23 protein-coding genes are annotated in these 22,184 nt (G+C 70.6%); 10 read left to right on the forward strand and 13 right to left on the reverse strand.

The genetic code is table 11. The features are described 5' to 3' along the window. Positions 1 to 76: 76 nt before the first annotated feature. On the reverse strand, positions 77 to 283 hold the full coding sequence (locus M4D53_RS12365; RefSeq protein WP_101848342.1) for a CsbD family protein: 207 nt from the start codon (positions 281 to 283) through the stop codon (positions 77 to 79). Between the two features lie 191 nt (positions 284 to 474). Here M4D53_RS12365 and M4D53_RS12370 point away from each other — a divergent pair, with 191 nt between their 5' ends. Beyond that, positions 475 to 876, forward strand: a complete 402-nt coding sequence (locus M4D53_RS12370; RefSeq protein WP_025102514.1) for a four-helix bundle copper-binding protein — start codon at positions 475 to 477, stop codon at positions 874 to 876. Between the two features lie 21 nt (positions 877 to 897). Here M4D53_RS12370 and M4D53_RS12375 read toward each other — a convergent pair whose 3' ends face one another. Further along, positions 898 to 1,245 (reverse strand): hypothetical protein, encoded by a 348-nt coding sequence (locus tag M4D53_RS12375; RefSeq protein WP_259954283.1) that lies wholly within the window; start codon positions 1,243 to 1,245, stop codon positions 898 to 900. A 291-nt stretch (positions 1,246 to 1,536) separates the two neighbouring features. Here M4D53_RS12375 and M4D53_RS12380 point away from each other — a divergent pair, with 291 nt between their 5' ends. After that, positions 1,537 to 2,031 (forward strand): FBP domain-containing protein, encoded by a 495-nt coding sequence (locus M4D53_RS12380; RefSeq protein WP_187662349.1) that lies wholly within the window; start codon positions 1,537 to 1,539, stop codon positions 2,029 to 2,031. Here the strand turns inward: M4D53_RS12380 and M4D53_RS12385 are convergent. The 6 genes from M4D53_RS12385 to M4D53_RS12410 form a co-directional block, all read right to left on the reverse strand. Further along, entirely contained in the window at positions 2,028 to 2,849 is an 822-nt protein-coding gene (locus M4D53_RS12385; RefSeq protein WP_187662348.1) for a PaaX family transcriptional regulator, read from the reverse strand. The two genes, M4D53_RS12380 and M4D53_RS12385, sit on opposite strands and share 4 nt — an antisense overlap. Beyond that, complete coding sequence (locus M4D53_RS12390; RefSeq protein WP_259954285.1) at positions 2,839 to 4,173, reverse strand: kynureninase; 1,335 nt, start codon at positions 4,171 to 4,173, stop codon at positions 2,839 to 2,841. The genes M4D53_RS12385 and M4D53_RS12390 overlap by 11 nt, the downstream gene beginning before the upstream one ends. Position 4,174: 1 nt before the next feature. Continuing rightward, positions 4,175 to 5,194 carry an amidohydrolase family protein gene (locus tag M4D53_RS12395; RefSeq protein ID WP_259954287.1) on the reverse strand — a complete coding sequence of 340 codons (1,020 nt, stop codon included), beginning with the start codon at positions 5,192 to 5,194 and terminating at the stop codon, positions 4,175 to 4,177. Further along, a complete protein-coding gene (locus M4D53_RS12400) occupies positions 5,194 to 6,045 on the reverse strand; it encodes a tryptophan 2,3-dioxygenase (RefSeq protein WP_259954289.1) in 852 nt (283 codons plus the stop codon). Before M4D53_RS12400 ends, M4D53_RS12395 begins: the two co-directional genes overlap by 1 nt. A gap of 294 nt (positions 6,046 to 6,339) precedes the next feature. Continuing rightward, positions 6,340 to 7,392: an alpha/beta hydrolase gene (locus M4D53_RS12405; RefSeq protein ID WP_259954290.1), complete on the reverse strand. Its 1,053-nt coding sequence runs from the start codon at positions 7,390 to 7,392 to the stop codon at positions 6,340 to 6,342. A gap of 51 nt (positions 7,393 to 7,443) precedes the next feature. Beyond that, entirely contained in the window at positions 7,444 to 7,968 is a 525-nt protein-coding gene (locus tag M4D53_RS12410) for a TetR/AcrR family transcriptional regulator (protein ID WP_259954292.1), read from the reverse strand. 78 nt (positions 7,969 to 8,046) lie between these two features. Here M4D53_RS12410 and M4D53_RS12415 point away from each other — a divergent pair, with 78 nt between their 5' ends. After that, the gene (locus tag M4D53_RS12415; protein ID WP_187662342.1) at positions 8,047 to 8,757 is read left to right on the forward strand and encodes an MBL fold metallo-hydrolase; all 711 of its coding nucleotides are present in this window, start codon (positions 8,047 to 8,049) and stop codon (positions 8,755 to 8,757) included. Positions 8,758 to 9,079: 322 nt separating this feature from the next. Here M4D53_RS12415 and M4D53_RS12420 read toward each other — a convergent pair whose 3' ends face one another. The 3 genes from M4D53_RS12420 to M4D53_RS12430 form a co-directional block, all read right to left on the reverse strand. Continuing rightward, positions 9,080 to 9,607, reverse strand: coding sequence for a cysteine hydrolase family protein (locus tag M4D53_RS12420; protein WP_259954342.1), 528 nt, complete (start codon positions 9,605 to 9,607; stop codon positions 9,080 to 9,082). A 107-nt stretch (positions 9,608 to 9,714) separates the two neighbouring features. Next, on the reverse strand, positions 9,715 to 11,154 hold the full coding sequence (locus tag M4D53_RS12425) for a purine-cytosine permease family protein (protein WP_259954293.1): 1,440 nt from the start codon (positions 11,152 to 11,154) through the stop codon (positions 9,715 to 9,717). 67 nt (positions 11,155 to 11,221) lie between these two features. Continuing rightward, the gene (locus tag M4D53_RS12430; RefSeq protein WP_259954294.1) at positions 11,222 to 12,505 is read right to left on the reverse strand and encodes a M18 family aminopeptidase; all 1,284 of its coding nucleotides are present in this window, start codon (positions 12,503 to 12,505) and stop codon (positions 11,222 to 11,224) included. 238 nt (positions 12,506 to 12,743) lie between these two features. Between M4D53_RS12430 and M4D53_RS12435 the strand changes: the two genes are divergently transcribed. Further along, positions 12,744 to 13,607 (forward strand): EamA family transporter, encoded by an 864-nt coding sequence (locus M4D53_RS12435; protein ID WP_259954295.1) that lies wholly within the window; start codon positions 12,744 to 12,746, stop codon positions 13,605 to 13,607. 9 nt (positions 13,608 to 13,616) lie between these two features. Here M4D53_RS12435 and M4D53_RS12440 read toward each other — a convergent pair whose 3' ends face one another. Then, on the reverse strand, positions 13,617 to 14,270 hold the full coding sequence (locus tag M4D53_RS12440) for a response regulator (protein WP_232089094.1): 654 nt from the start codon (positions 14,268 to 14,270) through the stop codon (positions 13,617 to 13,619). 334 nt (positions 14,271 to 14,604) lie between these two features. On the opposite strand from M4D53_RS12440, the gene M4D53_RS12445 reads away from it, so the two are divergent. Continuing rightward, positions 14,605 to 15,639 (forward strand): sensor histidine kinase, encoded by a 1,035-nt coding sequence (locus M4D53_RS12445; RefSeq protein ID WP_259954296.1) that lies wholly within the window; start codon positions 14,605 to 14,607, stop codon positions 15,637 to 15,639. A 214-nt stretch (positions 15,640 to 15,853) separates the two neighbouring features. Here the strand turns inward: M4D53_RS12445 and M4D53_RS12450 are convergent, their stop codons facing one another. Further along, a complete protein-coding gene (locus M4D53_RS12450; RefSeq protein WP_232089093.1) occupies positions 15,854 to 16,597 on the reverse strand; it encodes a GntR family transcriptional regulator in 744 nt (247 codons plus the stop codon). Positions 16,598 to 16,767: 170 nt separating this feature from the next. Here M4D53_RS12450 and M4D53_RS12455 point away from each other — a divergent pair, with 170 nt between their 5' ends. Genes M4D53_RS12455 through M4D53_RS12475 form a run of 5 tightly spaced genes read left to right on the forward strand, consistent with a single transcriptional unit; the run spans position 16,768 to position 22,177 of the window. After that, complete coding sequence (locus M4D53_RS12455) at positions 16,768 to 17,691, forward strand: phosphate/phosphite/phosphonate ABC transporter substrate-binding protein (RefSeq protein WP_187662337.1); 924 nt, start codon at positions 16,768 to 16,770, stop codon at positions 17,689 to 17,691. Positions 17,692 to 17,719: 28 nt separating this feature from the next. Then, positions 17,720 to 18,547 carry a phosphonate ABC transporter ATP-binding protein gene (phnC, locus tag M4D53_RS12460; RefSeq protein ID WP_259954297.1) on the forward strand — a complete coding sequence of 276 codons (828 nt, stop codon included), beginning with the start codon at positions 17,720 to 17,722 and terminating at the stop codon, positions 18,545 to 18,547. Further along, positions 18,544 to 20,334 carry a phosphonate ABC transporter, permease protein PhnE gene (gene phnE / locus M4D53_RS12465; protein ID WP_259954299.1) on the forward strand — a complete coding sequence of 597 codons (1,791 nt, stop codon included), beginning with the start codon at positions 18,544 to 18,546 and terminating at the stop codon, positions 20,332 to 20,334. The genes phnC and phnE overlap by 4 nt, the downstream gene beginning before the upstream one ends. Next, a complete protein-coding gene (locus M4D53_RS12470; RefSeq protein ID WP_259954301.1) occupies positions 20,331 to 21,470 on the forward strand; it encodes a TIGR03364 family FAD-dependent oxidoreductase in 1,140 nt (379 codons plus the stop codon). The genes phnE and M4D53_RS12470 overlap by 4 nt, the downstream gene beginning before the upstream one ends. Beyond that, positions 21,467 to 22,177 carry an HAD family hydrolase gene (locus tag M4D53_RS12475; RefSeq protein WP_187662334.1) on the forward strand — a complete coding sequence of 237 codons (711 nt, stop codon included), beginning with the start codon at positions 21,467 to 21,469 and terminating at the stop codon, positions 22,175 to 22,177. The genes M4D53_RS12470 and M4D53_RS12475 overlap by 4 nt, the downstream gene beginning before the upstream one ends. Positions 22,178 to 22,184: the final 7 nt, after the last annotated feature.

A 22,184-nucleotide genomic window follows, 5' to 3' on the forward strand; every position in this document is an offset into this window, starting at 1 on the left:
GTTTGCCCCGGGGGTGGGGGGTGTCGGCTCGCCATCGGCGAGCCTCCCCCTCTTCATGGGTTCAGCGGGTGGGGGATCAGCGGTTGAACGCGTCCTTGACGCTGTCGCCGGCCTTGCCCGCGGCGTCCTTGACGTTCTCGCCGGCCTGCTTCGCGTCGGCCTTCACCTGATCCGCCTGGCCTTCGGCCTCAAGCTTCTCGTTGTCGGTCAGCTTGCCGAAGCCTTCCTTGGCCTTGCCACCCAGCTTCTCGGCGGAGTTCTTCATGTCATCTGCGCCACTCATAAGAGGCTCCTCTCCTTGACGGATCGATTGCTCTTCGAGCCTCCCACCAGCCCTCCGCACCGTCCACGGGATTGACATTCGCGCAGCGGCGTGTCAGCGTCCCGCGACCATCGACTCCCGTCCGCGCAGGGGTTAGCCTGGCGCCAGGCGGGTGTCCTGCCCGTCGTCCTCGACGAAGGGAGCGGTGTGCGATGGACGCGATGATGATGGGTGCCATGTCCAAGAACATGGAGTCGATGCCGGACATGGCGATGATGGACATGTCGGTGCTGCAGGCCTGCATGGATGCCTGCGCCGCCTGCGAGCAGGCCTGCACCGTGTGCGCGACCCAGGAGATGGACTGCGCTCCGGCCTGCATGAACTGCGCGGACATGTGTCACACGATGATGCGGTCGATGCTCCGCATGCAGGGGATGACGCCGGCCACGATGATGGCGATGCTGGACGCCTGCATCGCGATGTGCCAGATGTGCATGGACGAGTGCATGCAGCACGCCGATCACAGCGACGTCTGCCGGCTCTGCGCTCAGGCGTGTCAGGCCTGCATGAACGCCTGCATGGCGGTCCGCGACATGATGATGGCGAGCGCCTGACCCGAGGGGATCAGGGCATCGTCACACGACGGCGACGTTGAAGCGGGTGCGCCCGACGGCGAGGACGGCGTAGTCGAGGTGGAGGGCGACCGGGCTGCCGATCGCGGCCTCCAGCGCGGCGCCGGAGCCGTTCCACAGCGTGTGCGTGGTGCCGTCGAGCGTGCGGACGACGAGGTCTCCGGCGACCGGATCCGCCGCGGTCACGAACGCGTCCGCCCACCCTGCCGGAGTCGCCGCCGCGAGGCGCTCCTGGATCAGATGCAGGGCATGGCCGGGGGCCGACGACGAGCAGCGGCCGCCGTTCCCGCACATGCACGTCGCACGCTCACGCACCTCGAGGGGCGGACGGCGGTGCAGCGGCGTGGACACGGGGACTCCTTCGGATCGGCGTCCCGCCAGAGTACGTCGACCGGGTCGGGATCCCGCAGCGCCCCCGACACGCGACGAAACAAACGGGTGTAGGCTCGCCGGGTGCTGTCGTCGATGAGCGCCCTCGGGGCGCGGAGCGGAGCTGCAGGCGCCTTCAGCGCCGCAGGCAGAGGCTGAGGACCGGCCGGAGGCGGAATCCCGTCCCCGGTGCTGCGTCGTACCCCGGTACCGTCCGGGTGATCCTCCGATCCGTCTCGCCGTTCCGGCGATCACACCGAAAGCTCTTCCCCCATGCGTCCCATCGACGAGCGCGCTCTGCGCGCCTCCTTCCGCAACGCCTCTCGCAAGGAGATCTCCGACATCACCCTGCCGCCCGGCTTCGCCGAGACGGACTTCGACCGGCTCGACTACCTCGGCTGGGTCGACCCGAAGCTGCCTCGTCGCTCCTACGTCGTCACGTGGATCGACGACGAGCCGGTCGGCGTCGTGCTGCAGCGCGCCGAGCAGCGCGTGCTCGCCCGCGCGCAGTGCTCCTGGTGCGAGGACGTGACGCTCCGCAACGACGTGCAGCTGTACGTCGCCCGCCGCGCCGGGGCCGCCGGTCGCAAGGGCGACACCGTCGGCGTGCTGGCGTGTGCGGAGTTCGGGTGCAATGTCGCGGTGCGCAGGCTCCCGCCGCTGGCCTATCCGGGGTACGACCGCGAGCTCGCGCGCGAGATGCGGATCCTGCGGCTGCAGGAGCACGTGACCGGGTTCGTCCGCGAGGTCGCCGGTCTGACCCTCTAGGCCGTCACGGCGCGCACGTGGGCGAGGGCGGGTGCCTCCCACGCCGCCGACAGCCGGGCGAACGCCCCGAAGCTGCGTCCGCCCGGCCAGTCGGCCGGCAGCATCGCCGGGGGCAGCCCGGGATCCGTGTAGGGCAGCACCCGCCACCGGTCGATGAGGTGCACGTAGGCCGGGAACGGCGCGTCGGGCAGGGCCGCGAGCGATGTCTGGAAGGCCTCGTGCTCGGCGCGCAGCCCGTCCAGGTCCCACCACGCCGCGGCGGCCTCGGCCAGGGTCCCTGCCGGGGCCGGGGCCGATGCGTCGAACAGGGTCGCCCAGCGCCGGGCATCCAGCTCGTCGAGGATCTGCTCCGCCTCCTCCCGGAGATGTCCGGGGCAGATCCACAGGGCGGGGGAGACGACGCCGGCGCCGATCCAGTGCAGTCGGCGCCGCAGCTGATGGCGCACGCTGCGCGCGCTCTCCGGGATCGAGAACGACACGAGACACCACGGATCGTCGTCGGTCATCTCCCGCATCCGGAAGATCCGGCGGTCGCCCCGCTCCAGCATCGGCACCGCCGCAGGGCTGAGGCGGTAGCCGATCGCGTCGCGGCGCTCGGGGAGGAGCAGACCCTTCTGCTTGAGACGGGCGATGCCCGTCCGGGCGGGAGCCGCCGGGATTCCGAGGTCGCCGGCCAGCGCCACGAGATCGGCAGCCGAGATCCAGCCGCCGAGCGGGCGCAGATACAGGCCGATCAGGGTGCGCAGGAGCGAGGCGGTGCTGCCGGGGCGGGCGTCGATGTCATCGAGCACCACCGGTGCCGCGGGGTCAGGAGACACCGGACTCCAGTGCGTCCCTCACCGCGAGCACCCCGGCGACGGTCTCGGCGTGCGACGTGCTCAGCGGCGACAGCCCGAGCCGGATCCCGTCCGGGAAGCGGAAGTCGGGGATGACGCCGTCGGCCCAGAGTCTCCGGGTGACCTCCCGGAAGTCCGGGTGGCCGATCGTGATGTGTCCGCCGCGCAGCGCGGGGTCGCGAGGGCTGAGCAGGCGGACGTCCAGGGGCGCGAGCAGCTCGTCGTACGCCCGGACCGCGAGCGCGGTGAGCGACTCCGACTTCGCGCGCACGCCGTCGATCCCCGACTGTTCGATGAGGTCGATCATGCCCTGCATCGCGAGCATCGAGGTCACCGGCGGCGTGCCGCTGAGGAGCTGACGGATGCCGTCCGCCGGGACGTACTCGGGGCCCATGGCGAAGATGTCGGCGGCGCTCCACCAGCCCTGGATCGGCTGCCGCAGCACGCCCTGCAGGTCGTGGCGGAGGTAGGCGAACGCGGGCGACCCCGGGCCGCCGTTGAGGTACTTGTACGTGCAGCCGACCGCCATGTCGACGCCCCAGTCGTCGAGCTGCATCGGCACGACACCCGCCGAGTGGCAGAGGTCCCACATCATCAGTGCCCCGGCCTCGTGGACGACGGCGGTGATGCCCGGCATGTCGGCGAGGGCGCCAGACCGGTAGTCGACGTGGCTGAGCGAGACGAGCGCCGTCCGCTCCGAGACCACGGCCGCGACGTCGTCGACCGTGACGCCGTGCACCGGATCGGGCGTGATCCAGCGCAGCGTGGCCCCCATCTCCGCCGCGACGCCTTCGGCGAGGAACCGGTCGGTGGGGAAGTTCCCCTCCTCGATCACGAGCTCCGTCCGCCCCGTGGGGCCCTGAGCCGCACCCGTGGGTCCCTGAGCCGCGCCCGTGGGTCCCTGAGCCGCGCCCGTGGGTCCCTGAGCCGCGCCCGTGGGTCCCTGAGCCTGTCGAAGGGCGCCCCGCATGAGCTTGTAGATGAGGACGCTCGTGGAGTCGGAGACGACCGTCTGCCCCGCGCCCGCGCCGAGGGCGACGGCGCCGATGCGGTCGCCGAGCTCCATCGGCAGCGCCATCCACTGCTCGTCCCAGGAGCGGATGAGGCGGGTGCCCCAGTCCTCGCGCACGAACGCGGCGAGCTTCTCCGGCACGTCGCGCAGCGGGCGGCCGAGCGAGTTGCCGTCGAGGTAGGCCGTGACGCCCGGGGCCTCGACGAAGGCGTCGAGGTGGGCCGCGAGGGGGTCGGACGCGTCCAGGGCGCGGGCGGCATCGAGGAGGGCGGTGTCGGCGGAGCGGTCGGTCATGTCACACCTTCAGGTCGGCGGGGGTGAGGGGGCGGGCGGCCAGAGGATCGGCGGATCCGGGTGGCAGCAGGAGGAGGAGAGAGCGGGGATCGAGCGGGTCGACGGGCGCGAGGGCGCGGAGGAGGGCGTCGTCGTCGAGGCCAGCGGTGCGGAGGGCGGCGACCTCAGCCGGGTTCAGGTCGACGGGGGTCGGGCCGTTGCCCATGTCGGTGCCGTAGCGGACGGTGCCGCCGGCGGCGTGGAAGCGGGCGACGTTGTCGATCGCGATGGCCCGCGCGTGGGAGTCGTGGATGGCGAGGGTGCTGATCCAGGAGGTGCGGGCGGCCTGCTCCGCGATCTCCTCGTCGTCCAGGCGCTCGGAGAACGGGGCGTGGGCCAGCTGCGTCGCTCCGAGGCGGACGACGCGCTGCGCTTCGCCGGAGCCCTCCGCATGGGCGATCACCGGGAGGCCTCGGGCTGCGGCGAGGTCGGCGATCGTGCGGAAGAGGGCGTCGGAGAAGACCGGGCCGGCGGTGCTGTTGCTCGCGACCTTGACGCAGGAGACACCGGCCGCTGCCATCTCCTTGACCGCGGTCGCCGCTGCCGCGGGGTCGGCGATCTCCCGCACCGAACCCGCCGGCGCCCAGGCGCGGTCCGAGGGGTATCCACCGGGAGGCGTGAGGAACGCGCCGGCGAAGTCGACGGTTCGCAAGTCAGGAGAATCCGGCCCAGGCACACCCGGAACCGCCTCGGAAGCGCCTCCGCCGGTCGAAACTCCTGAGTTGTGAACGGCGATCCGCGCCACCGTGGACGGATCGCCGCCGAGGTCGACAACTCGTCCGAGGCGGGACGAGGCCAGGAACGCGTGGTCGACGAGCTGCAGGTGAACGTGGTGGTCCGTGAAGCCCCCGACGATGCGGCCGGAGAGGACCGGGCCCCCCGGCGCGGATGTCTCCTCACGGAGCCGGGGGCGCCCGTCCTCGCCGAGTCCGACGACGCCGTCCCGCCAGCGCTCGCCGTCGAAGAACGTCGCCGTGAGCATCAGGAACCGATCTCGGTGCGGACGGTGTAGAGCTCGGGGAAGAAGGTCAGGTCGAGGGCGCGCTGCAGGAAGCCGACGCCGCTCGACCCGCCCGTGCCGACCTTCATCCCGATGGTGCGGGACACGGTCTTGAGGTGACGGAAGCGCCAGAACTGGAAGTTGTCCTCGAGATCGACGAGGTCCTCGCAGGCCTCGTAGAGGTCCCAGTGGGTGCGCGGGTCCTGGTAGATCGCACGGATGGCAGGTACGAGGTCCGGGGTCTCGCGGTAGGGCTCCCGCACGTCGCGGTCCAGGATCTCGCGGGGGATCGGGAGGCCGCGGCGAGAGGCGTAGCGGAGGAACTCGTCGTACAGCGTGGGCTTCTCCCACTCGGCCGTGAGGAGCGCGAGGTTCGCCGGGTGGTCGCGGAAGACGCTCAGCATCTTCTCGTTCTTGTTGCCCAGCGCGAACTCGACGGCCCGGTACTGCACCGACTGGAAGCCGGACGAGTTGCCGAGGGCGCCGCGGAACTGGGCGTACTCCGTCGGGGTCAGCGTCGCGAGCACCGACCACTGCTGCGTCATCACGTCCTGGATCCGCTTGACCCTGGCGATGCGCTTGAGGGCTTCGCGCAGGTCGTCCGCCGCGAGCAGCTCCCGCGCCGAGCTGAGCTCATGCAGCAGCTGCTTCAGCCAGAGCTCCGTCGTCTGGTGCTGGATGATGAACAGCATCTCGTCGTGGTGCTGCGGGTCGCTCACCGGATGCTGTGCCGAGAGGAGCTGGTCGAGCGCGAGGTACGAGCCGTAGGTCATACGCCCGGAGAGATCCGTGACGATCCCCGACTCGAGTGCGCGTTCGTTCTCCGTGTGCATCCCGCGAACATATCACTTCCGTGCCGATCGTCACAGACATGTTATGTCCAGATCCCGCCCCGCCTGCACGACCCGGCGCCAGGGGCACGGGTATCTCCCGGATTCGGTCGTGCACCCGTGCCCGGGTCGTGCGCCCGTGCCCGGGTCGTGTACCCGTGCCGGGTCCGTCTCCACCCGTGCCGAGGTCCGCCTGCACGACCGGGGAACGGATGAACAGACGTCCGGCCGAACGAGTCGTGCCGTCGTGTCGGGATCGTGCGACCGTGGCAGCCCCGCCGGACGAAAGGGGCCGGGTCAGCGGGTGTGCGCGTCGAGGAAGGCGATGGTGTCGGCCAGGGCCTTCCGAGCCTCGGGCAGATCGAGGTGGAACTGGTACTCGTGCGGGAGGGCGGGCTCGTGCGGCGCGGGCCAGAACACCGGCGTCACATCGACGCCGAGCTCCTCCAGCCGTTTCGCCATCGGGATCGACTGCAGCCAGGTGAGTCCGTCACCGTTGCCGCCCGAGATGTACGTCGCGGGGAAGTCTGAGGTGACCCAGTCCACGGTCGACATCGTGGCGCCGGTCGAGTCCTCCGCCCAGGTCTTCGTCCCGGAGTACGCCCACATCGCCGACTTGAAGCCCCACCCCGGGACTCCGTCGAGCTCGGCCAGCGCGGCGAGGTCGTAGACGCCGCAGTTCAGCATGGTCGCGACGAGCTGGTCGGCGCGGATCGACGGGCGGATACCGAGAATCTCGGCGTAGTCCGGATTCGTGATGAGTGTGGCCATCTGGCTGGCGAGCTGAGCGCCCGCGGAGTCCCCCGCCAGCACGATGCGACGCGGGTCGACGCCCAGTTCCGCTGCGTGCGCGTCGATGTAGGCGAGGGCCCCGTCGAGCTGGTGGACGGCGAGCGGGTACACGCCCTCGGGTCCGCGGGTGTAGTTCACGCCGATGGTCGTGTAGCCCTCCGCGGCGAGGATGCGGAGGTAGGGATCGACGTCCTCCTTCGAGCCCGAGACCCAGGCACCTCCGTGGATCCACACGACAGTCGGCAACGCGCTGTCGGCGGAGGCGGGGCGGAAGACGTCCATCGTCGTGTCCGCGCCGGCATCCCCGTAGGCGATGTCCTTCCGTTCGTCGAGAGGCGTGTCCGGGACGTGCTTCGTCATCTCCGCCGCGGTCTCGTCGCCGCCCTTCGTGAACACCGAGCGGATGATCATCGCGGATGGCCACGGCGTGAGCGCCCCGATGATCGCGACGACGGCGGCGACCGCGGCGAGGACGCCCACGGCGATCTTCGTGCGACGCCAGGGCGACCGGCCGGTCTTCGCGGCCACGGTACCGGCGGTGCTGCGGGAGTCTTCCACGGCCTCAGTGTGCCAGTATCCGCCGTCGTGGACAGGGAATGACCAGCGTCGTCAATCGGCGAGGCTCGCGATGAGGCGCCGGAGGCCGTAGTCGAATGCGCGGTCGACGTCACCGCCGAGTCGGAACGCCCCGGACAGCTCCATCTGCAGGAATCCGGTGGCCCAGGCGGTGAAGAGGCGTGCGGCGTCGAGGGCGTCCGCCTCGCCGACCGCGGTGGTGCAGGCACGGATGATGGGAGCGGCGGAGCGTTCCAGAGTCTGATGGGAGACCGCGGTGTTGAACATGAGGCGGAAGCCCTCCGGGTGCGCGTGAGCGAAGGTGCGATAGGTCCGGGCGAGGGTGGAGAGGTCGTCGCCCGCCGCCTCGAGCTGGGTCGCGAGGGCATCGACGGAGGCCGTGGCGACCGCGACACGCAAGGCTTCACGATCCCGCACGCGCTTGTAGAGGGAGGGGGCACGCACGCCCACACGCTCCGCGACCGCCTGCATCGTGAGTCCCGCAGGGCCGTTGGCCTCGAGGATCTCCTGGCCGGCCGCGACGATGGCATCGATCGATGTGCGTTCGGGGGTGGGCACGGATCCTCCTCGATGGCTATTGACAGTAGCCATGATAGCTACGTAACGTAGCCATCGCAACCGCCCGAGAGGATCATCATGAAGCTCGCTCCCCACCTCCACCGCCTCGGCAACGACATCGTCGCCTCGTATCTCATCGACCTGCCCGAGGGCATCACCCTCGTCGACGCCGGGTTGCCCGGGCACTGGAACGACCTTCAGCGAGAGCTCGCCGTGATCGGCCGACCGCTGTCCGACATCCGCGGACTCGTGCTGACCCACGGCGACAGCGACCACATCGGTTTCGCGGAACGGCTGCGCCGCGAGGCCGGCGTTCCGGTCTACATCCACGGCGCCGATGCTCACCGCGTGCGTACAGGGGAGAAGCCGAAGACTCCGATGGGCCCTGCACGGCCCGGTCCGATGCTCGGCTTCCTCGCCTACGGTCTCCGCAAGAGCGCCCTCCGCACGCGCCACGTCACCGAGGTCTCCGAGGTCGCGGACGGTGATGTGCTCGACCTCCCCGGGGCTCCGGTCGTCGTGGGGCTTCCGGGGCACTCGCCGGGGAGCATCGCGGTGCATGTCCCGGCGGTCGGCGCGGTATTCGTCGGCGATGCCCTGACCACGCGGCATGTGCTCACGGGGGAGGAGGGCGCGCAACCCGCCCCGTTCACCGACGAGCCCACGGAAGCCCTGGCCTCGCTCGACCGCCTTGCGGCACTTGACGCCGCGTGGGTCCTCCCCGGTCATGGTGCTCCCTGGCGCGGAACTCCCGCCGACATCGCCGCCGCGGTCCGCGCCCACGCCTGACCCGCTGCCCCTGCCGAGCTCAAGAACGCTCCTCCCCGCGGCTGCCGAGGTGCGCTTCGCGTCCCGCCCGAACGCCACACCCCAGTGCCGGATCGATACCGCACCGCAGTCGCGCGGCGGAGGTGCGTTTCGCGTCCCGCGACGGACACTCCGCGCGGGATCGAAACCGTTCCCGATGGACCCTCTCGAGGAGTGGAATCCGTCCCGCGGCCGGACTGCACCTCGTGCCGGGATCGAAAACGGGCCGGATGGGGCGCGCGAAGGTGCGATTTCCGTCCCGCACGGGCGCGGGGCCGGGGGCACGGGCACGGATGGGGCCGGGTCAGGGAGAGAGGAGGGTGGCGGTGTCGGTCACGGTGATCTGCGGGGGATACAGGCTCATGACCTGGACGGCGGCGGCGTGGTTCCCGGCCGTGGAGCCGGCGCAGGCGTCGGCGGCGAGCGTCACCCGTGCTCCGGCATCGGCGGCGGCGAGAGCGGTGGACACGACGCAGCAGTCCGTCGACACCCCCGCCAGCACGATACGGCCACCGTGCCCGACGATCGCCTCGAGCTCCGGGCCCCACTTGCCGAACGTGGGCAGGTCGACGGTCGGATGAGGAGACAGGCCTTCCGCCTCGGGGACCAGTGCATAGAGCGCGTCGTCGGCGGACCGGTCGGCGAACGGCCACGCCGCGAAGTACTCGCCCCAGGAGGTGGAGCGGTCGGCCGTCGGAAGCCACCGGGTCACGAGCACGCGCTCGCCGAAGGCCTCCGCGAGCCGACGGATGTTCGCCATCGCCTCAGCGAAGAACGGCGAGCCCCAGGCGGAGTCGGGCGACGCGAAGATCACCTGCGGATCGATCACCACGAGCCAGCTCTCGGTCCCTGAGCCTGCCGGCTCCTGGGTTCCTGAGCCTGCCGCCTTCTCGGTCCCTGAGTCTGCCGCCTCCCGGGTCCCTGAGCCTGTCGAAGGGCTCACGACTCCTGCCGCCGGATCTTCCCCGCCCGGGCGAACCAGGTCACGAGGAACGACAGCACCAGCGCCACGAACACCCCGAGGTTCGCGTACGCCCAGTCCCCGTCCGTCCCGCCGACGAGGAACAGGAGGTACCCCTGCCAGTTGTTCCACGGCGCGGCGTCCGCGAAGCCGTTGAGGACGAGACCCCAGCCGATCACGCTCGCGACGACCATGGTGCCGATGGACGTCCAGTCCCAGGCGCCGTAGCGTCCGCGGCTGTCGAAGAGGGCCTCGTCGTCATAGTCCTTGCGACGGCGCAGGATGTCGGCGATGAGGATGCCGGCCCAGGAGGCCAGCGGCACGCCGAGGGTGATGAGGAAGCTCTGGAACGGGCCGAGGAAGTCGGTCGCGAAGAACACCACGAAGATGGTGCCCGCCGTGAGGATCGCGCCGTCGATCGCCGCCGCCGACGGCCGCGGGATGCGGATGCCGAGGCTGAGCAGGGTCAGGCCGGAGGAGTAGATGCCGAGCACCGCGCCGGAGACGAGCGCGAGCACGGCCGTGAACAGGAACGGCACGAGGACCCACACCGGCAGGATGCTCGCCAGCGCGCCGATCGGGTCCGCGGCGATCGCGTCCATGAGCTCGGCGTCCGATCCCGCGAGGAGCAGACCGAAGACGACGAGGATGACCGGTGCCACCGAGCCGCCGATCGTGTTCCAGGCGACGATCGCCCCGTCGGACGCGGTGCGCTTCTGGTAGCGCGACCAGTCCGCGGCGATGTTGATCCACCCCAGTCCGAACCCGGTCATCACCATCACGAGCGCGCCGACGACCTGGCCGATGCCGCCGTCGGGACGGGCCATCACCGCAGCGAGGTCGATACTCGGCGCCGCGAGGATGATGTACACCACCGTCACGACGCCCGTGATCCAGGTCAGCACCGACTGGAGCCGCATGATCGTGTGGTAGCCGAGCACCGAGGCGGCGACGATGAGTGCCGCGACGATCACGGTCGCGAGGATCTTCAGCCAGAGGCTGTCCCCGTCGCCGCCGAGCTGCGTGATGACCGTCGCCGTCGCCAGTACCGCCATGATCGCGAGGAAGGTCTCCCAGCCGATCGACGTGAGCCAGGACACGATCCCGGGGACCTTCTGCCCCTGGACGCCGAACGCGGCCCGGGAGAGCACCATCGTCGGCGCCGACCCCCGCTTGCCCGCGATCGCGATGAGTCCGCACAGCAGGAATGACACGACGATGCCGACGACTGAGACCAAAGTCGCCTGCCAGAAGGAGATGCCGAAGTCGAGCACGAACGAGCCGTAGGACATCCCGAACACCGAGACGTTCGCCGCGAACCACGGCCAGAACAGGTCGCGGGGCGTGGCGGTCCGCTCGGACTCGGGGATGATCTCGATGCCTGCGCGCTCGATGAGAGCCGGCCTGATGTCGGTCATCCTCACATCCTGGCACTCCGCGAGCGCACTCGTGACGTGGATCAGGGCACCGCGCCGGGCGCGCGGCTCAGCCGGCGAAGAAAGCCCCGGCCACGCGCGTCAGGTCGTGCAGGTCCGAGACCCCGGCGAGCTCGCGCGCGGAGTGCATCGAGAGGATGGGGATCCCCACGTCGACCGTGCGGATGCCGAGCCGTGTCGCGGTGATCGGTCCGATGGTCGAGCCGCACGGCACGCTGTTGTTCGAGACGAACTCCTGCGTCACCACCCCGGCCCGATCGCACCAGTTCCGCCAGGACGCGGCGCCGACCGCATCGGTCGCGTAGCGCTGGTTGGCGTTGAGCTTGAGGATGGGCCCGGAGCCGAGCACGGGCTGAACGACGGGGTCGTGTCGGCCGACGTAGTTCGGGTGCACGGAGTGCCCGACGTCGCTGGACAGGCACCACGACGACGCGTACGCCTGGCGGCGGGCGGAGCCGTCGGCCCCGAGCCCTGCGTAGAGCCGCTCCAGCACATCCTCGAGGAAGGGGCCCGCGGCGCCGGAGCGCGACTCGGAGCCGAGCTCTTCGTGGTCGAACGCGGCGAGGATCGCGACGGGGGCTCCCGCCTCGGGCTCATGGGCCGCGAGGGCCACCACGCCCGCGTGCACGGAGGCGAGGTCGTCGAGCCGGCCGGAGGCGAAGAACGCGTCGTCCTTGCCGAACACCGCGCCCCGCGCGGCATCGGCGACGACGACGTCGTAGCCGCGGATCTCTGCGGGGTCCACGGCGGCGGATGCCGCGAGCTCGGCCAGCACGTCGGCCTCGGTCGGGTCGCCGAGACCCCACACCGGCTGCGTCTCGGTCTGCTTGTCGAGCGCGAGGCCGTTGTTGACCCCCCGATCGAGGTGGATGGCGAGCTGGGGGAGGCGCAGCAGGGCTCCGGTGTCGGCGAGGACGACCCGACCGTCGGCGAGGGCGAGCCGGCCGGCGAGGCGCAGCTCCCGGTCGAGCCAGGAGTTCAGCAGCGGACCGCCGTACACCTCGACGGCGGCCTGCAGCCAGCCGCGGGCTCCGGTGGTCGGCTGTGGCTTGAGCTTGAAGCCGGGGGAGTCGGTGTGCGCCCCGAACACCTGCACGGGCGTCGTGGCGGTCGCCCCCTCCGGCACCACCCACGCGATCGTCGCGCCGTCGCGCACGACGAGGTACCGGCCTCCGGGCCGCGCGGGCCAGGCGTCCTCCTCCTGCAACCGTGTGAATCCGGCCTCCTCCAGACGGCGGGCCGTCTCGGCGGCTGCGTGATAGCTCGACGGGGAGGCGGCGACGAAGTCGGCGAGGTCCTCGGCGTGGGCGAGGGCGTCCGGGGTGACGGGCATGGCGTGACCTTCCTGCGCGGGGTGTCCTTCGAGCGTAGTCGCGCCCCGTCACGCACCCCGTCTCGCGGCCTTCCCGGTCGGGGATAGGGTGGTGGCGATAGCGCCTAGGGTTCCGGGGTCCGCACCCGTCTGGTCCGAGCGGCGCCACGGTCCTCCTCCGCAGGAGGGTCGTCATCTGACAGGACAAAAGCCCGGAGGACCCGATTCGTCGCGCCCGCGGCGGAGGGAAGGGTCTGCCGTGTCCGCCGTCGCTCTCGTCCTCGTCCTCGCCGCCGCGATCGCCCACGCGTCCTGGAACGTCATCGCGCACGGCATCAGCCGCGCCGGCTCGCCGTTCCTGTGGTGGGGTGCCGTCGCCAGCACGGTCGTCTGGATCGGGGCCGTACCGTTCACGGGCGGACTCGGTGCGGCCGACCTCGGCTCGTTCGCGCTCGGAGTCTCCGTCTCCGCGGTCCTGCACGTCGCCTACATGGCCGTGCTGCAGCGCGGCTACCGGGAGGGCAGTCTGTCGACGGTCTACGCGACGGCGCGGGGCACCGGGCCTTTCCTCTCGGTCATCGTCGCCGTGCTCCTGCTGGGGGAACGCCCCTCGGCCCTGGCGCTCGTCGGCGTCGCCGCGGTGATCGTCGGGGTCGTCGCGATCGGGTTCGTCGACCGCCGGCCGACAGGGAGCGGGCGCCGCATCGACCCCGGTCTGCTGTTCGGCGCCCTCACCGGCGTGGCGATCGCGGTCTACACGATCTGGGACGCCCACGCCGTGCGCGAGTGGGAGCTGTCACCCGTGGCGTTCATGGTCGGCACCACGCTGCTGCAGGTGCCGTTCTACTCCGTGGCGGTGCGCGGACGATGGGGTGCGGTCGTGGCGCTGGGGCGCACGCAGTGGCGCCGCATCCTGGCCTTCGGCATCCTGTCGCCGCTGTCCTACATCCTCGTGCTGACCGCCATCCAGATCGCTCCCGTGGCCCTCGTCGCACCGCTGCGGGAGGTCAGCGTCGTGCTCGTGAGCCTGTTCGGCGCCTTCGTCCTGCGCGAGTCCCGGCCGGGATGGCGGATCGGCGCCTCGCTGATCGTCCTCGTCGGGATCGTGCTGCTCGCGCTCTGAGGCCGCGGCTCAGCGGAAGGTGACGAGTCCGGCGTGGGCGGCCGTGACGAGGATCTGCACGCGGTCGCGCAGGTGCCACTTCGACATCATGCGGCCGAGGTGGGCCTTCACCGTCCCCTCGGAGACGATGAGCGCCTTCGCGATCTCGGCATTGGACATGCCCTTCGCGAGGCACTGGAGCACCTCCTCCTCGCGCTCGGTGAGCGGTTCGAGGGTCTCCGCGGCTGCGGTGGGAGTGGAGTCGCGCACGTGGCGGATCAACATCGACGCGATGCGGGGCGACAGCGAGCTCGCTCCGGCGAACACCTCGCGAACACCCGTGACGATCTCCTCCGCGCTGGAATCCTTCAGCAGGTAGCCGGAGGCGCCGGCGCTCAGCATGGGCAGCACGGTGTCGCTGCCGTCGAGCGTGGTGACGGCGAGGATGCGGACGTCCGGCCATCGTTCGGCGATCGCCGCGGTCGCTTCGATGCCGTTCATCTCCGGCATCTGGACGTCCATCATCACGACGTCCGGCTTCTCGCGCTCGACCGTCGTGAGGGCCTCCAGGCCGTCCTCCGCCTGCGCCACGACCGTGATCTCGGGCGCGCGCGACACGAAGTGCGACAGCGCGGAGCGGACCAGAGGATCGTCATCGACGATCACGACGCGGATTTCCTGCATGGAGGAAGCCTAACGGCGTGAAGCGGGCGCTCTGAGGATGTAGACCTTTGGCTATCGAGGTCTGGACGAAGGCCAGATGTGCGCTCCGCGCGCCGCCGAGAAGATGAATACAGACATCGACAAACGGCACTAGAACGGAGGTGAATGTAATGACTTTCTGGCAGCAGGTTGGCAAGCTTTTCGGTTTCACTCGCTAGGATAGCTGGCGAATAGGAGACAGTGCACCATGGCCTTAGACCAGTCAAAACGGGCGGTGCCTGATATTTTCCGACTCGCACGCGGCGAACGCCTCACACGCGTAGAGAGCATCGTCATCCTCGCGATCATCAGCGTGATGGTTGCGATCGACGTCTTCACTCTTTTCACGGACCCCACCGTGAATCCCCTCGCCTCCGCGGTGAGCATCGCCTCGACTCTCGCTACCGCTCTGTTCCTCTGGTCGCCTCTGATCGCCACCTGTGCGATCGGCATCGTTCTGGTGGCCTCGTTCTTCACGGGGACCGAATCGCAGGTCCTCATCACCGCCGCCCTGGCGTCTGCGCTGGTCATGCGCCTGGGGTGGACCCCTCTTGTCCTCTCCTACACGGGAGTCTTTCTCGTCGCTGCGTCCGTCATGGCGTACGGCGACTCGGACGTCCCGGTCAACGTCGGCATCTACCTGATCGCGGCCACCGTCGCCGGGGCCATCGGCCTCGGACTCCGGCTGGCCTTCGACCGCGGACGTCGCCTCGAGCACGAGCTGGAGGCAGCGGCTGAGCAGGAACGGGAAGCCGTCCTCGCCGAGCGACGATGGATCGCCGGCGAGCTGCACGACAGCATCGCGCACCACCTCACCGTGGTGTCGCTGCACGTACAGATGCTCGAAGACCCCGACGCCAGCGATGGCTCCCGGGAGGCGATCCGCGTCGCCGCCCGCAAGGCCATGACAGACCTCCGTTTCGTGATCGACCTCGCCGACGACGGCCCGCGCGCTGCGGGCATGCCGACCGGTGACCTCGTCGCCGCGGTCGAGGAAGCGCGGACCGAATTCGAAGCGGCCGGGCACGACGTCATCCTCGACGGCGACCCCGGCGACGAGCGCATTCCCCGCGCGGTCGAGATCGTGCTCGCGCGCATCGTGCGCGAGTCGGCCACGAACGTCCTGAAGTATGCCGGCCCCGGAACCGTCGAGATCCGTCTCGCGGTGGACGACGACAAGGCGCACCTCTCACTGCGCAGTCCGCTCCCCACGACGCCGCGTCGGGAGCTCTCCTCCAGTCGGACCGGCCTGGGGCGGATGGCCGAACGCGTGATGGGCGCCAGCGGCGAGTTCAGCGCCGGGGAGGTGGACGGACACTGGCTCGTGTCCGCCGTGTTGCCGGTGGTCTGAGCCCCGCGTATCCTGAGACGACGCCCGTGATTCCGCCCCCGAGGCCGTAGACGAAAGTCTACGAGTGTCTCGACATTCGGCACTTCAGAGGCTTCGCGGCGCCGACATATCCTGAAGGCTCCCCAGATAAAGCGTCCCCAGCGCTGCGATCGCGGGCGCGATCTTTCTGGCTTCTTACACTCCCGCGCCCGCGGTCGCGAATCTGTCTCCGGCCTCAGCCGCCCACTGCTCTCATGTAGTGTCCGTCCGTGGATATCCCGGACGCCGCCACGGTGAAGCGCACCACCTCGCTGAGGTAGCGGTCCTCCGATGCCTCGAAGATGCGCCCCTCGGCGTCCCGCGACGTGCGCGTGAGCCGCAGGATGGGCGTTCCTCGCGGCACGCGGAGAAGCGCGGCGTCCTGATCGTCGGCGGCGACCGCGTCGATGACGTGCTGCAGCGCGACGATCGGATGCCCGACCGACGCGAGGTACTCCGTGATCGACACCGCGTCGAGGTCGATTTCGAACAGCCGACGGCCGACGTCCTCGGTGTACGCGAGGCGCTCCAGCATCGTGGGACGGCCGTCGAGGAGCCGCAGGCGCACCACGCTCACGATGGTGTCGTCGCGTCCGACACCCAGCGCCGGGCCGAGATCGCCCGCGCGCCGCAGACTCAGCTCCTGTGTCTGCGCGCCAGGGGTGACGCCGAGGTCGCGCGCCCATCGGGTGAACGGGACGGAGACGTCCACGGCCTGATTCGCTTTGCGCGCCACCACGCGCGCCGGCCGGCCGCGGGTCGTCTCGATGAGGCCTTCCGCGCGAAGGGCCGCCAGCGCGTTGCGGATCGGACCGCGCGACGTGCGCCAGTGCTCCGCGAGCTCGGCTTCCGTGGGCACGTCATCGCCGGGGCGGAGCGTGCCGTCCGCGATCCGCGAACGGAGGTCGTCGGCGATCTGGGTGTACACAGCTTCGGCCACATAGGTACATTACTTCGTCCGGTCACAGGGTCGCGAGGGTGTTGTGGCGCTGTTCATCCAGGCGAATGGCGGGTGAACGCCGACTGAACTCTTCTGAGATAGGTATACATCTCAGCGAGGCTGCTGGGAGAGTCGTCCGTGGATCACTCCTCCCACCCTGAAAGGTCCTCATGAAGCTCCGCGCTCTCCCCGCCCTCGCCGGCGCTGCGATCCTCGCGTTCGGCCTCGCCGCCTGCTCCGGATCGGCCGATGCCACCGACGCCCCCGGCGACGCACAGTCGGCCGGTGGATTCGCCGTCGACGAGAACACCCTCGTCTTCGGCGTCGTCCCCGACTCGGTGGACACCGAGACGAACTACCAGCCGCTCATGGACTACATCGCCGAGGTCACCGGCAAGACCGTCGAGTACCACGAGTCCACCGACTACGCCGCGCTCATCGAGGCCGCCGTCGCCGGGAAGGTCGACGTCGCCTCGTTCTCCGGATTCACCTACGTCACCGCGACCAACAACGGCGCGAAGCTCACCCCGATCTCGTCCATCGTCACCGAGGAGGGCCAGGAGCCCGGCTATTACTCGCAGGCGATCGTCCCGGCGGACAGCGACATCTCCAGCCTCGAGGACTTCGCGGGCAAGAAGGTGTGCTTCGTGGACCCCTCGTCCACCTCCGGCTACCTCTTCCCGTCGTACAACCTCATCGAGGCGGGCGTGGACCCGAAGTCCGACATCACCCCCGTGTTCGCGGGCAAGCACGACGTGAGCGTGCAGAAGGTCGGCGAGGGCGTCGAGTGCGAGGCCGGTTTCGCCGAGGACTCCGAGGTCGAGAAGTCCGACAAGGTGAAGGTCATCGCCGAGACCATGGTCCCGGGTGCTCCGCTCGTCTACTCCTCGTCCCTGCCGGATGACGTGGCGAAGCAGCTCGTCGACGCCCTCGGCGAGGTCACGATCGACGACATCATCGCGGCGGGCATCGACAGCGCGGACTCCGACGCGTTCCGCAGCGTGTTCTTCGCCACCAAGCCGGTGGACGACGCCTACTACGACCTCATCCGCGACATCTGCGCCGAGACCGAAGCCGAGCAGTGCCAGGGCTGACGCCCCGCGCCTGACGACAGGAGAAGCCATGACCGCGGCATCCGACACCCTCATCCGCCTCGCCGGCGTCACCAAGACCTTCGGCAGCACCACCGCCCTGAAGGACGTCACGCTCGAGGTGGCGCGGGGAGAGATCGTCGTGCTGCTCGGGCTCTCCGGTTCCGGCAAGTCCACGCTGCTGCGCCATCTCGACGGCCTGGAGCTCCCCAGCTCCGGGTCGGTCGCGGTGCTCGGCGCATCCGTTCCCTCGACGAAAGGTCGGGCGCTGCGGGAACTCCGCAGCAGCGTGGGCTTCATCTTCCAGCAGTTCGAGCTCGTGCCCTCCCTGACCGTTCTGGAGAACGTGCTGACCGGATCGCTGTCGCGGATGCGCGGCCCGCGGCTCGGGCTGTGGAGCTACCCCCGCGCCGCGAAGCTGACCGCGCTGGAGCATCTCGACCGCGTCGGCCTCCTCGACCGTGCCTATCAGCGCAGCGACACCCTGTCCGGGGGTCAGCAGCAGCGGGTGGCGATCGCCCGGGCGCTCATGCAGAAGCCGGCGATCCTCCTCGCCGACGAGCCCGTCGCCTCGCTCGATCCGGAGTCGAGCGAGCAGGTGATGGCCCTCATCCGCGAGATCGCCGCCGACGAAGGACTCACTGTCGTGTGCAGCCTCCACCAGGTCGACCTCGCGATCAGCTGGGCCGACCGGATCGTGGGTCTCCGACACGGCGAGGTCGTCCTGGACACCCCGACGGACGGACTCTCCAAAGCCGAGGTGATGGAGATCTACGGCCGCGTCGCGACGACGACGGCGGAGATCCGTGCCGTGCAGGTGGAGCTCGTCGACGCCGTGACCGCGGTGGGGGCGTCATGACGGCGGTGGGGGCGTCGACACGGGGCGCTTCGACAGGCTCAGCGACCCAGGGCGGCGGCTCAGCGACCCAGGGCGGCGGCTCAGTGGCCCGGGGTGGCGGGAGCGTCGCGGAGCGGGCGCCGAAGCGGCCGCTGTCCGCGGAGCGCATCGCAGCGGGACTCACTCTCCTCGTCCTCGTCGTGCTCGGCATCCTCGCGGTGCGCGACGTGGGGATCTCGATCCCGGCGATGGTCCAGAGCTGGGGCAACGCCGAGAACTTCCTCGGCCGCGTCGGCGGGCTCTCCTTCCCCGCGCCGGCCGACCTCGCCTGGCTCATCGCGCTGACCGTCGGCCTCGTGCTCGTCGGCACGCTGCTCGCGGCCGTGCTCTCCGTGCCCATCGCCTACCTCGCCGCCGCCAACACCACCCCGGGCGCGGGCTGGCGCGCGGCCGCCCGATTCATCGGCGTCCTCACCCGCGCGCTCCCGGACGTGGTGCTGGCCATGGCGTTCGTGCTCATGTTCTCGCTCGGCACGCTGCCCGGCATCCTCGCCATCGGCATCCACTCGATCGGCATGATCTCCAAGATGTTCGCGGACGCCATCGAGCAGATCGACGAAGGGCCACGTCTCGCGATCCGCGCCGCGGGGGGCTCGAAGCTGCAGGAGTTCACGGCGGGCATCCTCCCGCAGGTGCTGCCGAGCTGGGTGGCCACAGTGCTGCACCGCAACGACATCAATCTGCGCGGGAGCGTCGTGCTCGGCTACGTGGGCGTCGCCGGCCTCGGGCTCGAGATGTCCTACGCCTTCAAGTCGCTGAACTACGGCAAGGGCCTCGGGATCGCGCTCGTGATCTTCGTGCTCTGCATCGTGATGGAGATCGTCTCGAGCACGGTGCGCGGCGCGATGCTCGGCGAGCAGAAGCAGACGCGGTCCTGGATGGACCGGATCGTGCATCCGCGCATGCGCCGGCGGCCGTCCGCCTCCGCCGCCGATCGCCCCGCGTGGGCGGAGAGCCCGCAGACCGCGGTGCGCCGTCCGTGGACCGCCCAGCGGGTGCGTCACACGGCCGCCGGGATCGTCGCGGTCCTCGTCGTGGTCGGCAGCGTCGTCGTGAGCCAGATCACCTGGTCGGATCTCTTCACCTTCTGGGCGAAGCTGCCCGACGTCGCCGCCCGGTTCTGGCCGCCGTCGTTCGGCAGCTACGACACGGTCGCGATGCTGGAGGCCATGCGGGAGACCGTCGCGATCGCGCTCGCGGCCACCGTCCTCACCCTCCTGCCGTCGCTGCTGCTCGGCTCGTTCGCCGCGCGCAACGTGGCCCCGCATGCCGCAGGGCGCGGCACCGCCCGTCTGCTCCTCGTGGGCATCCGCGGCATCCCGGAGCTGATCCTCGCCATCGTCCTCGTCGTCATCACGGGTCTCGGCGCGCAGGCCGGCGTCATCGCTCTCGCGATCGGCGGGATCGGACTGCTCGGCAAGCTCATCGCCGACTCCTTCGAGGAGGTCGACCGCGGGCCCGAGCGCGCTCTGCGGGCGGTGGGCGCCACCCGGATGCAGACGTACACGTCGGCCACGCTGACGCAGGGCACCCGCGCGCTCATCGGGCACAGCTTCTACATGCTCGACACCAACATCCGCGCAGCCACGATCCTCGGCATCGTCGGCGGCGGCGGGGTCGGCTACTACCTGCTGAACGCCAGCCAGGGCTCGCGCTACGAGACGGTGACCGCGATCGTGCTGATGATCCTCGTGACCGTGCTCGCCGTCGAGGGGCTCGCGATGTGGATGAGGAAGGTGTTCCGATGAACGGGGCGAAGCAGAACCCCGACGTCGTCGTCGTCGGTGCAGGCATCGTCGGACTCGGGGCCGCGTACGCGGCCGTGCGCCGGGGGCTCCGCGTCGTCGTGGTCGACCGCAGCGCGGCCCCGACCGGCGCCACGATCCGGAACTTCGGTCACCTCTGCATCGGCGCGCAGGGCGGGGAGGCGCGGCGATACGCGGATGCCTCGCGCGATCTCTGGCTGCAGCTCGCCAGGGACGCGGGCTTCTGGATCCGAGAGTCGGGCACGCTCGTCGCGGCCCGGCATGAGGACGAGCTCGCCGTGATGACCGCGGCGGCGCAGGACGGCGGCATCCGGATGCTGGAGGCCGATGAGCTCCTCCGCCGTGCCCCGCTGCGTCGGGACGGCCTCGTCGGCGGCGCCCTCATCGAGGCCGACCTGCAGACGGACCCGCGGACCGCGGCGACGGCCATCGTGCGGCACCTGACGGCCCGGGGCGTCGAGTTCCGCTTCCGCACCGCGGTGACGGCGCTCGGCGCAGGGCGGGTGGAGACCACGCGCGGTGGGATCGACGCCGGGGCCGTCGTGGTGGCGGTCAACCACGACATCGATCAGCTCCTGCCCGAGGTCGCCGAACGCCACGGCGTGATGCGCTGTGCGCTCGACATGATGCGGGCGGCGGTCTCGTTCCCGCGACCGCTGACCGCGCCCCTGCTGACCGGCTGGTCCCTCATCCGGTACGGGCGGTTCGCCGATGGACCGGAGGCCCGAGTCCTGCGCGAGCGTCTGCACGCCGAGCGCCCCGACCTCGCGGCCCTCGACCTCAACCAGATGTACACGCAGCTTCCCGACGGCACGCTCATCTTGGGCGACTCGCATGCCACCGCCGCCGCCCCCTCGCCGTTCCAGCCCGAGGCCGCGTTCACCGCGTTCCTCAGCGAGGCCGAGGCCCTGTTCGAGTGGGGTGCACCGCGGGTCATCGAGCGGTGGCAGGGCGTGTACGCGAAAGCCCACGGCGAGTTCCTCGTCGACCGCGGAGACGACGGTGCGCTCGTGCTCGCCGCCACCACCGGCATCGGCATGACCTGCGGCCTCGGGCTCGCCGACCTGCACCTCACCGCCGCCCTCGGCGGCACCCCTGCTCTGGAAGGAACCCCATGACCACTCCCATCGAACTCGTCGTCCTCGACATGGCCGGCACCACCGTCGTGGACGACGGCGTGGTGGAGCAGGCGTTCCAGCGCGCCGCCGAACGCACCGGCGTCGCCGCACGGCTGCCCTGGGACGATGCCCTCGGCTATGTCAGGAAGACCATGGGACAGTCCAAGCTCGATGTCTTCCTGCACCTGGCCGACGGCGATGCGGTCGCGGCACGGCAGGCCACCGCGGCGTTCGAGGCCGCGTACGCCGAGATCGTCGCCGAAGACGGCGTCGCGGAGATCCCCGGGGCGGCGGACGCGATCCAGGGCTTGAAGGACGCCGGGCTCACCGTCGCACTGACCACCGGGTTCGCGCCGGTCACCCGACAGGCGATCCTCGACGGCCTCGGGTGGGGAGGGCTCATCGACCTCGCGCTCTCCCCGGTCGACGCCGGCCGCGGACGCCCCGCGCCCGACCTCGTCCTCACCGCCCTTCTGCGCACGGGAGCGTCCGCGGTGCAGGCTGTGGCCGTCGCCGGCGACACCGTGAGCGACGTCGAGTCGGGCCGCCGCGCGGGTGCCGGTTTCGTCGCAGGAGTGCTCACCGGCGCCCACGATCGCGCGGCTCTGAGCGGAGCGGGCGCCCACGCCGTGCTCCCCGACGTCACGGCGCTGCGGGGGGCTCTGGCCCAGCGAGAGCTCCTTCCCGCTGCCGTCGCCTCCGTCTGAGAGTCGA

This window comes from Microbacterium meiriae, from assembly GCF_025143875.1.
In the GTDB taxonomy this organism is placed as follows: domain Bacteria; phylum Actinomycetota; class Actinomycetes; order Actinomycetales; family Microbacteriaceae; genus Microbacterium; species Microbacterium meiriae.